Below are 9,084 nucleotides of genomic sequence, written 5' to 3' on the forward strand. Positions count from 1 at the left end.
ATCAAGAGAAGAACTTTTCTTATCGCTACGATAAAAAAGATAGTGATGCCCCTGATCACTTATAAACCTAAAAAGTCAACTTGAAACAATGGCCATAATGACCGCTGTTAGTACTGAAACCACAAAGGAGCCGACTATTAGCCATTGGGGGACGGTTGCTTTCTTGCCTTTCGTTATAAAGGATTCAATCAATTGAACAAGTACATATAAGAGTAAGGCAGGGATTGCTAATAGATCAACCGTAATTTCTTTATCCATAACAAGCATTAATGGGACAAATAAAAGCCCGTATATGATTGCCATGTTAAAGCCGGTACTTCTAGGGTTTAACACTCCGTTGGTCGTTTGGTTTCTTGTGTTCTTTGAAGACGTTGTGGTCATGATTACACCATCCTTTCTTGTTTCCGTTAGTTTATTCCTTGTCATAATGCTTCTTTCTTTTACTGTATTGTAATTATGAGGAGCATCTTTAGGATCTTACTCCGTAATATACGATTTCTGGATTAAAATCCTGGATACCTTCTTTGTAGGGTTAATAATGAACTATACGTTGATAGGTTGAAACTAAATATTTGGAGGAGCATGATGCCGGAAGCTGTTGTAGTGGGGATAGTCGTTTTGGTTTTAGTAGGAGTAAGTGCATTTTATAACCGTATGACAACGTTACACTTTGTTTGGATTCTTTTTATTTTTTTGTTAGAGTTCGTAGCTAATGTTTATATATCTATGAATCTAAGTCTTGTCTTTGGTCATGATGGATCTGGTTTGGTCCTTTTTCCTGGCTTTGTATTCATTGGGTTCATTTTGACATTAATCTTGAATAAGATATTTTTTTCCGAGTATTACAAGTAGCTAATGTGGGGCAAGGGACCAGGTCCATTGCCCCACGGGGCGAGGAGCCTGTCCCCTTGTGCTTTAGCTCCCCATATTCTTTAAAATTTCTTCAATAACATGACTAGAGTTCTTAGCAGCTTCTTCAACGAAGTTCTCCTGGATCGAGGCAGCCTCTTCGCCAGCATCGTCAGAAGCCGAACGAATGACGACATATGGAATGTTGTTTAACTGAGCTACTTGCCCAACAGCAGCTCCTTCCATTTCTACTACGTATGCATTGAATGTATTGTAAATCCACTCTGTTTTCTCTTCACTTGCAATAAATTGATCTCCCGTAGCAATACGTGCCTCAAACACATCTACGTAATCAGGCAATCCTTTCGTACCCTCTTTAGCTAATTGAATTAAGTCCTCATCAGCTTTGAAAAAGCGAGTATCCATACCTGGGATTTGACCTGGCTTGAAGCCTTTAGCAGTCTCATCCATATCATGATGGACGGTTTCTGTAGATATGACGATATCTCCTAGTCCTAGGTCGGGATGCAGACCCCCGGCCACGCCTGAATTAATTAACGTATCAACATCAAATTCACTTATTAGCGTTTGAGCTGCAATGGTTGCGTTCACTTTCCCGATGCCTGATTGGACAAGTACAATCTGTTGTCCGTTTAGTACTCCTTCATAATATGTAAGGTCACCGATTTCTTCCTTGTTATCAACTTCCATATGAGAACGTAATAAATCTATTTCTACTTCCATTGGTCCAATAATACCAACCCGTTCTTCATCTTTCTTCTCTGCAGCCTTTGACTCATTTTGTTGCTGTGAACATCCTGCGAGCAGTAGGATCAACAACACAATCCCTAGTAGCGGTTTGAGTAAGTAATGTTGTTTCATGTTAGCACCTCTTTTTCTAAGTTGAAACGAACGATTGAAGCGATACACTTAATAAAGTTCGTCTTTTTGTCATTGTATTTTATGATAGAAAGATTTACAACCATTTATTTAACTAAAATCGAACTTTGTGTAATTTTTGTTTTGTTTTGTTCGGATTTTGAGTTTGCTTGTTTACTGAGGGGGAGAACGAAAATACCTGGTCCAAGTGGGAGTGTAACTTTTGAAAAGATCTATGCGACGAATGGGTTAAACAAAGGGGGTTCCAAAATGAGAAAAGGACTATTTCTAATGTGCTGCTTATTGTTAATGAGTCTATTAATTGCTGGTTGTCATTCCTCAGATGACTCTGTTAATCAAGATATGGAGAAACCATCTAGTGCATGGTATGTAATGGATAAGAACGACTCTAAAATACTTGTGGTTAAATCAAACCCAAAAGACGTCAATAACAATGGGGGTTACGATGCCATATGGGGTTCTGGTGATATTGAAGGTGTATCAATAGGTGACCGAGTCGACATCAAGGTGGAAGGTAGCGTCATGGAATCCTACCCTCCACAAGGTAAGTTCGGAGAAGTTGAAATCCTTTCTGAAGAGAAACCTGAAGGAGCTACTCTATCGAAATCAGAAGCGTTGAGAAAAGCGTTAAGCAACATGGAACATCGATTAAAAATGGTGGAAGCAATCGATTTCATAGAGGAAAAAGACATGTGGAGCGTTAAGCTGCAAGATGGAGATGAGGTACTTGAAGTAAGTGTTGATGATGAATAAACCAGTGCGTGATGTATGTAACAAGAAGGATGTAAGTTTGTATCGAACTGTCCCTCTAGCCCTTATTAATCGACATGAAACCGCTTTTACTGTACCATATTTTGCAAGGTGCGAAGATATAAGTCAAATAAAAACAAAAGGGGGACATTCACAATGATTTTAAATCAAAAGTATACTCTATCAAATGGGGTAGAGATTCCTAAACTAGGTCTTGGAACTTGGAAGATTGATAATGACGATGTGGCACAGACGGTAAGAGAGGCTATAAACGCTGGGTATCGTCACATTGATACAGCACAGGCTTATGAAAATGAGAGAGGTGTCGGGGAAGGCATTCTTGCCTCTAGTGTGAAAAGAGACGAGCTGTTTATTACCTCAAAAGTCGCTGCTGAAATAAAGTCATACGATGAAGCTGTAGCATCGATCGATCAGTCGTTAGAGAGACTGGGTCTTGAATTCATTGACCTTATGCTCATTCACTGTCCGCAACCGTGGAATGAGTTCGGTAGTGACAATCGATACTTGGAAGAAAACCGTAACGTATGGAGAGCGCTAGAAGAAGCATACGAAGCCGGGAAAGTACGTGCGATTGGTGTTTCTAACTTCCAGCAAGTGGACCTTGAGAACATTTTAAATGAGTGCAACGTGAAACCAATGGCCAATCAAATCTTAGCGAATATCACGCATACTCCATTGGATTTGATCCAGTATACGCAAGACCAAGGCATCCTTGTTGAAGCTTATTCTCCTCTGGCCCATGGCGACTTGCTCAAAAACGAAGAACTTGAAGAGATCGCAGAGAAATACGGGGTTTCCGTAGCTCAATTAAGTATTCGATTCGATTTACAGCTCGGACTTCTTCCACTACCTAAAACCGTCACTCCTGAGCGTATGAAGACGAATACAGAGGTAGACTTTAAGATTAGTGAAGAGGATATGGACTATTTGAAAAAGGTGTAGTTCCCTAAAAGTACAATGAACCTGTCCTTAAATCACTTCTGAATCTAGCAACGAAGGAATGTCCGCCCCCTTACTCTCATAGACTTAGAGGGTAGGAGGGAGGTGGTCTGAATGCTTGAGTGGAGTGTTTTAATCGCAGCGATCGGGTTTATCGTACTTGTCGCTTATTTGGTTCTAACATTACGAAAAGTCATGGCAACACTGGCGGAAACAGAAGAGACGCTGTCTGACGTCCGTAAATCCGTAACAGGGATTACGGAGGAAGCAGAAGAACTGATTCATGAAGCCAACCAAATTTCGGTTGATGTTAAAGGAAAGATGGAAGCCGTCGATCCTTTAATCGAATCCGCACACGATGTGGGCGATATGATCCATGAAGTAACAAGCTCAATGAAAAGGACTGCTTTGGATAAGAACGATAGGAAAACCGTGCGGACGCAAGAGAGTCAGCCGGTGCAGATTAAATTGAAGTGAGGAAGAAGAGACTGGGGGGACCGGTCTCTTCTTTTTGCATCGGGGCAACTATGAAGGAGGGGAACTTCATAAAAGAGTGTTCACTTCCCCTCCTAATAACATTGATAGTTATATACATTAGGAAAAGAAGGATTTAGGAAAGCCCACTCTACATTAGGCCCAAGCTTTTAAGAGTCCAAATTTCTACAGCTTTAGAATACATCTCATCCCAATTTATAAAGGAAGTCTTTTCTTTAATAAATGTTTCCCACTCACTACTAGGAATGGCTTCAAAATCCTCTAGCGAATTGATGTTAAACTGTGATCTTCTTAACATCTCATCGAAGTTATTAAAATGGGTGAACGTTGTCATGAAATTTGACTCAAACAGTTCATTTAGTGGGACATTATTTTCCCCATCTAATTCTCTACCGTTTTTTTGAATCTTATTTAGTTCCTTATTTAAACTATCAAAACCATACTTTTTGTTACTCATATTGGACCTCCTTATTCTTTCTATGCTAATAATCTATCACTTTTGTAGTTTTATATCCTTCATATATGACACCTGTTCATTTGACAGCTGTGGGCGCAACAACCGCAGGTATTAACTTTGCTTTGGAAGCAGCAGCAGGTAAAAGGGCTATCCCTTACGTAGGAACGCTTGTGTGGGCTTCAGATGCATTGACTGCGGCTAATTATTATATCGATCAATACTACTCGTACCTAGGAGTTGAAAGATTTAAAGTAACTTATAAATGGAAATACGAGTTAGACCCACTAGCTGACGGTGGAGGTATTCCTCAATCTAAAGTATTCGAGACAAAAACGGTAGCTATATATGAATAATAAAAGAGCCGCATTTTATTAAGTAGTTCAGTTGTGAAGTAGAAAACACCAAACACAATATTAAAGAATTTCTACTTACATGATTTGTATTTGAAATGACAGATACCTATGATAGTTTACGTCTATTAAAATTGAGCTTGTAAACTTTTATATGAGAAACTTTTATAAATAATTGTCGTCTAAATTATATAGAAAAGGAGTGAAAAACTATGACAATCAATAAATCGTTACTTGCTCTCACTTTATTTTTGTTGTTACTTTTATTCGGTTGCAGTAATGACACAAATGATAGTGGTGTTATAGCAAGTGAAAAAACATTGCCTTCAAATTTTCATGAGGTTGCATTTGAAAGAGAAACAACACCTTTATTTCAATTTTTGATAAGAAAAGCTGTTAATCAATCAGAATTTGAGCAAACATGGAACTTATATGGATTTGAAGATAAAATACCAAACGTTAGCTTTCACGAAAAAGATGTTTTTTTTATTGGAGTTCATGAGTCTGGCAGTTGTCCCTACAAGGTAAAAAATGTTGAATTAAGCTCTGACAACAATACTATGACAGTGCCTTTATCGGAACCAGACGGAGCTTGTACTTCTGATGCAACACCAAGAACATTTGTAATCCAAATTGATAAAGAAGTATCCAAAGGTATAGAGAACGTAGTTATTGTTCAAAACAGAGTAGAAACGAACGTACCGTTTGAAAATTAAATAAAAATAGAGGAAACCCTAATATTTTCGGGTTTCCTCTATTTTGGTATAAATATCAACATTAAAATTTAACACAGCCTTTCAATAAAGCTGAGGTCCCCATTACGATAGAAGAGATGACTGAGGCAATCATAATTGAAAAGCTTATAGCCCCTAACCCTATTCCTTCCCATCCTCCCACAAAGAAACTGATCAGTAATAAAACAATACTTAACACTATGAATAGTGGTGAAATGATATAGTGTAACTTGGAGTCATTCTTTTGAAATATCAAAGAAATGCTTATTAAACTAACGGTAATGATAGCCTTCATGAATAAGTAAGACATTTGAATTCCTCCTCTAGAAAAGTCGTAACGTACATCTCAATATTCAAAAAATCGTTCTTCCAATAAACTGCCTCTTAAAAAAAGGAGATGCCTCTCGACAACTCCTTGTTAAACTCTTGCATCCGTTAGCTAAACGAAAATTTAATCTTGCTGATAAACTTGTACATTTTCATTTGGGATCCATCCCTCATTAAAAGAATTAAGTTTTTGAGCCCAAAACCACCCATTTAATTCTTTTTGTTTGAAAAGCAGTTCTCCGATATGCACGTTTAATTCTTTTGCTACGTAATCTTCTAATACCTTTCCGCAGGTATCTATTATTTGTTCAGGAACCCATCCCTCTAGCTTTAAATCTTCTGTATGGCAATATATCCAATTATCCCAATTTTCCTCTCCCATGTACGCTTCTCCGACAATAACAGATTGTCCTTTAGTCAGTTTAATCGGATTTGGATAATTACTTATATGATTTTTTATCACGATATATATATTATTATTCATACGGGCTCCTTTTCTCCGATGTTTTTTTTAATTTACAGATTCGTTTCTTCTATTAAATTAAAGACTAAAGAATACATTCTTTTTAGGTTTTCTTCTGTTTCCTCGTTATTTGGCAAGTAAACACCCATAGGTCTAAAGGAGTCAAATTCTTTTGACTCATATTCCACTCCTGGAGCGTACATCAGTCCAGGTGTCCACTCCCAAAACTCACTATACTCTTCAGATTTTCGAAAAAAGGGATGGAGTTTCTGGCAGAAATAAAAAAGAATGGGATTTCATGCCTCTTATAAACATCAACATACTGACTCTGTGAAGCTTCGGAAAGATTCTCTTTCATAACAAAGACGGCATCATAAAGAGTCAAATCTTCTTCCCGCAATTTTTTAAATGAAAGTTCATTAAAACGAACGTTTTCTTCTCTAACTTCTGGAGAAGCTCCAACTACAGCAATTTTTAAAGCCTTTCCACTATATGGTTCGAATTCCACATTTTTAGAACTACCCGCATGATCTGTAGCTTGAGTCGTTTCAGAATCACTTTCGTTCGGTTCATTGGTTTTTCCGCTCTCATCTTTATTTTGGCAACCAACTAATGCCAAACCTATTACGATGAACAGAATAAAAAGTTTCTTCAAAATACACCCTCCTACATATTTAGTTAAGCATAAAGCGTTTCATCCATACAAAATATTACAATTAACTATACTAAATAACATTGGTTTTGACCATGGTTTTAGCACCATTTTAACTTGCGAATAATAGCTATTGTCCAGTTGCTAATCCTTGTGCTAAAACCGTTGTTATTTTAGACGTAAAACCATAATAAATCCTATCATATCAATAAAAAGAAACATGCGAATTCCTATGTGAATTCGCATGTTAAAAGCCTTGTTATTTTCATTTTTCTACCTCTGAACCGAACTACTTAGCATTTTATGCTTTTATATTGTCACCACAACCGTCAACATGGTAACAATAAGAATAGGCAACCAACCAAAATCAATAAGTTTATTGTTAGTAAATCGGTTAAATTTATACCTTAGAGTTAACCTTTGGATCAAAGCATATAGTGCACTAATAGCAAAAAAGTTAAGATAGTTTAAAGAATCAGAAAATAATAACACTAAAATCAACAAGCAATATACTACTGTCCTGAAAAAGGGGAATCTAAAAATCGTCATATTTACATCCTTTCAAGATATAGCCACTACTGTAATTCGTCTATTTAAGGTCATTCCTTTTGTGTAAACACAGTTTAGCAAAGAATTTAATACAAAGAAAAGTAAATTAGGTAAAAATTTCATTACAAATTTAATTACAGATATCCTAACTCTAATGGACCACAACAATATATGGATTTAACTATTAGATAAGCCCAAAATAAGAAGGATAGATAGCGATGTAAATAATTAAAGGTTTTATTTATTTTCAAAAATTGAATCCCCCACAAAAGACTGATACTATAAAAACAAGCAAAAACCAAGCACTAAAACAAATGAGGGAAGAAAATGCCAAGAGAGTCGAAGCGGGATAAGATTTTAGAAGCGGCTGCGCTGATTGTGAAGGAGCAGGGTAGTGATGCTTTGACGTTGGATGCCGCAGCGAAGAAAGCGGAAGTGAGTAAAGGCGGATTGCTTTATCACTTTTCGACGAAAGAGGCCCTAGTGAAGGGGCTTGTTCAACATATGAATGACCTTTATCGTGAGAACGTCGAGGGACTGGTAGAGAACGATCCAGAGGAAGCGGGGAAATGGGCGCGTGCTTTTATCGAAGTTATGCGTGATAAGAGTGAAGAGAACCGCACCATTAGTGCCGGAATGTTGGCCGCGCAGGGGATCAACCCTGAGCTTATGAAACCCCTGCAGGATACATATGCCGACTGGCAGGATCACATGGAACATGATGGGTTAGATGAAGTCGATGCAACGATCACCCGTCTTGCAATTGATGGCCTGTGGCTTTCTGAGATCTTTGGCCTAGCGCCACTAGACCCCGAGCTCCGAGGACGAGTCCTCGAGCGGTTGAAGAACCAGACGTATAAAAAATAAATCAAAAAAAGTCACCAGCTCTTTAGTAGAACTGGTGACTTTTTTGTTTTAGGTTCTGTTGAAGTGAGGATTTTAATCTGTCCCATATAAGTGTCCTTATATAGACTTTACCTATCTCCAATTGGCACGTTCCCGTTCCTCTCATTACGGTAAAGGTGGGCCTGGAAACTGCGAGACTCCCGTGGGAAGAAGAGTCTAGGTAAGACCCCGCAGACCAGCTCTGCTGGTCGAGGAGGCTTACCAACTCCCCACAGGAAAGCGAGTGGTTTCCAGGCCCACCTTACACTCTATTCAAGTAAAAGGGAACAATTTCTTTCCTAGTTCTAAGCAAATACTTTCTCTTCTGAACGCTCAGCAAATACACGCTTAGCTTGCTTGACTGCATTAATCACAGAAGGGAAACCAAGATACGGGATGAGCTGAATCATCGCTTCAACGATCTCTTCTTCTGACAAGCCAGCGTTTAAGGCTGTATTAATGTGTAATTCAAGCTGCGGTAAGCTTCCTTCGCCTTGGGTGATCAGGCTTGAGAGTACCGTTAGGGCACGTTGCTTCTGGTCTAAGTGGCTACGGTTGTAGATGTCTCCGTAGGCGAATTCTACAATATATTTTCCGATATCAGGAGCAATGGAATCTAAGTCCTTCATTAAGTCAAAGTGGCTTGTTCCTTTTTCCTGATCGGTGTATGAGTTTAAGGCTTCTAATCCTTTTTGATAGCGTGTCGTCATGAT

The 9,084-nt window shown here is 38.3% G+C and carries 13 protein-coding genes; 6 read left to right on the forward strand and 7 right to left on the reverse strand.

Features of this window, described 5'->3' with window-relative positions:
• Positions 1-75: 75 nt before the first annotated feature.
• Entirely contained in the window at positions 76-426 is a 351-nt protein-coding gene (locus QNI29_RS07480) for a hypothetical protein (RefSeq protein WP_284526942.1), read from the reverse strand.
• 489 nt (positions 427-915) lie between these two features.
• Positions 916-1,731 carry a 5'-methylthioadenosine/adenosylhomocysteine nucleosidase gene (locus tag QNI29_RS07485; protein ID WP_231415756.1) on the reverse strand — a complete coding sequence of 272 codons (816 nt, stop codon included), beginning with the start codon at positions 1,729-1,731 and terminating at the stop codon, positions 916-918.
• A gap of 267 nt (positions 1,732-1,998) precedes the next feature.
• Here QNI29_RS07485 and QNI29_RS07490 point away from each other — a divergent pair, with 267 nt between their 5' ends.
• The 3 genes from QNI29_RS07490 (at position 1,999) to QNI29_RS07500 (ending at position 3,936) form a co-directional block, all read left to right on the forward strand.
• Positions 1,999-2,502 carry a DUF3221 domain-containing protein gene (locus QNI29_RS07490; protein WP_231415757.1) on the forward strand — a complete coding sequence of 168 codons (504 nt, stop codon included), beginning with the start codon at positions 1,999-2,001 and terminating at the stop codon, positions 2,500-2,502.
• A gap of 153 nt (positions 2,503-2,655) precedes the next feature.
• Positions 2,656-3,462: an aldo/keto reductase gene (locus QNI29_RS07495; protein ID WP_231415758.1), complete on the forward strand. Its 807-nt coding sequence runs from the start codon at positions 2,656-2,658 to the stop codon at positions 3,460-3,462.
• Positions 3,463-3,573: 111 nt separating this feature from the next.
• Positions 3,574-3,936, forward strand: coding sequence for a DUF948 domain-containing protein (locus QNI29_RS07500; protein ID WP_231415759.1), 363 nt, complete (start codon positions 3,574-3,576; stop codon positions 3,934-3,936).
• Positions 3,937-4,084: 148 nt separating this feature from the next.
• On the opposite strand, the gene QNI29_RS07505 is transcribed toward QNI29_RS07500, so the two are convergent.
• The gene (locus QNI29_RS07505) at positions 4,085-4,411 is read right to left on the reverse strand and encodes a hypothetical protein (RefSeq protein WP_231415760.1); all 327 of its coding nucleotides are present in this window, start codon (positions 4,409-4,411) and stop codon (positions 4,085-4,087) included.
• 65 nt (positions 4,412-4,476) lie between these two features.
• On the opposite strand from QNI29_RS07505, the gene QNI29_RS07510 reads away from it, so the two are divergent.
• A complete protein-coding gene (locus tag QNI29_RS07510) occupies positions 4,477-4,764 on the forward strand; it encodes a hypothetical protein (RefSeq protein WP_231415761.1) in 288 nt (95 codons plus the stop codon).
• Between the two features lie 209 nt (positions 4,765-4,973).
• A complete protein-coding gene (locus tag QNI29_RS07515; protein ID WP_231415762.1) occupies positions 4,974-5,477 on the forward strand; it encodes a hypothetical protein in 504 nt (167 codons plus the stop codon).
• A 61-nt stretch (positions 5,478-5,538) separates the two neighbouring features.
• On the opposite strand, the gene QNI29_RS07520 is transcribed toward QNI29_RS07515, so the two are convergent.
• From QNI29_RS07520 to QNI29_RS07530, 3 genes are all read right to left on the reverse strand, one after another.
• Positions 5,539-5,805: a YesK family protein gene (locus QNI29_RS07520; RefSeq protein ID WP_231415763.1), complete on the reverse strand. Its 267-nt coding sequence runs from the start codon at positions 5,803-5,805 to the stop codon at positions 5,539-5,541.
• Between the two features lie 141 nt (positions 5,806-5,946).
• Complete coding sequence (locus tag QNI29_RS07525; RefSeq protein WP_231415764.1) at positions 5,947-6,306, reverse strand: SH3 domain-containing protein; 360 nt, start codon at positions 6,304-6,306, stop codon at positions 5,947-5,949.
• A 181-nt stretch (positions 6,307-6,487) separates the two neighbouring features.
• Positions 6,488-6,940, reverse strand: a complete 453-nt coding sequence (locus QNI29_RS07530; RefSeq protein ID WP_231415766.1) for a hypothetical protein — start codon at positions 6,938-6,940, stop codon at positions 6,488-6,490.
• 873 nt (positions 6,941-7,813) lie between these two features.
• Between QNI29_RS07530 and QNI29_RS07535 the strand changes: the two genes are divergently transcribed.
• Positions 7,814-8,353: a TetR/AcrR family transcriptional regulator gene (locus QNI29_RS07535; protein WP_231415767.1), complete on the forward strand. Its 540-nt coding sequence runs from the start codon at positions 7,814-7,816 to the stop codon at positions 8,351-8,353.
• Between the two features lie 323 nt (positions 8,354-8,676).
• Here the strand turns inward: QNI29_RS07535 and QNI29_RS07540 are convergent, their stop codons facing one another.
• On the reverse strand, positions 8,677-9,081 hold the full coding sequence (locus QNI29_RS07540) for a carboxymuconolactone decarboxylase family protein (protein WP_255686749.1): 405 nt from the start codon (positions 9,079-9,081) through the stop codon (positions 8,677-8,679).
• Positions 9,082-9,084 lie beyond the last annotated feature (3 nt).

The sequence above is a fragment of the Pontibacillus chungwhensis genome (assembly GCF_030166655.1).
In the GTDB taxonomy this organism is placed as follows: Bacteria; Bacillota; Bacilli; order Bacillales; family BH030062; genus Pontibacillus.

Bases quoted from the DNA above. Each gene is read 5' to 3' on its own strand.
- QNI29_RS07480 (WP_284526942.1), bottom strand. From the start codon at position 426: ATGACAAGGAATAAACTAACGGAAACAAGAAAGGATGGTGTAATCATG.
- QNI29_RS07485 (WP_231415756.1), bottom strand. From the start codon at position 1,731: ATGAAACAACATTACTTACTCAAACCGCTACTAGGGATTGTGTTGTTG.
- QNI29_RS07490 (WP_231415757.1), top strand. From the start codon at position 1,999: ATGAGAAAAGGACTATTTCTAATGTGCTGCTTATTGTTAATGAGTCTA.
- QNI29_RS07495 (WP_231415758.1), top strand. From the start codon at position 2,656: ATGATTTTAAATCAAAAGTATACTCTATCAAATGGGGTAGAGATTCCT.
- QNI29_RS07500 (WP_231415759.1), top strand. From the start codon at position 3,574: ATGCTTGAGTGGAGTGTTTTAATCGCAGCGATCGGGTTTATCGTACTT.
- QNI29_RS07505 (WP_231415760.1), bottom strand. From the start codon at position 4,411: ATGAGTAACAAAAAGTATGGTTTTGATAGTTTAAATAAGGAACTAAAT.
- QNI29_RS07510 (WP_231415761.1), top strand. From the start codon at position 4,477: ATGACACCTGTTCATTTGACAGCTGTGGGCGCAACAACCGCAGGTATT.
- QNI29_RS07515 (WP_231415762.1), top strand. From the start codon at position 4,974: ATGACAATCAATAAATCGTTACTTGCTCTCACTTTATTTTTGTTGTTA.
- QNI29_RS07520 (WP_231415763.1), bottom strand. From the start codon at position 5,805: ATGTCTTACTTATTCATGAAGGCTATCATTACCGTTAGTTTAATAAGC.
- QNI29_RS07525 (WP_231415764.1), bottom strand. From the start codon at position 6,306: ATGAATAATAATATATATATCGTGATAAAAAATCATATAAGTAATTAT.
- QNI29_RS07535 (WP_231415767.1), top strand. From the start codon at position 7,814: ATGCCAAGAGAGTCGAAGCGGGATAAGATTTTAGAAGCGGCTGCGCTG.
- QNI29_RS07540 (WP_255686749.1), bottom strand. From the start codon at position 9,081: ATGACGACACGCTATCAAAAAGGATTAGAAGCCTTAAACTCATACACC.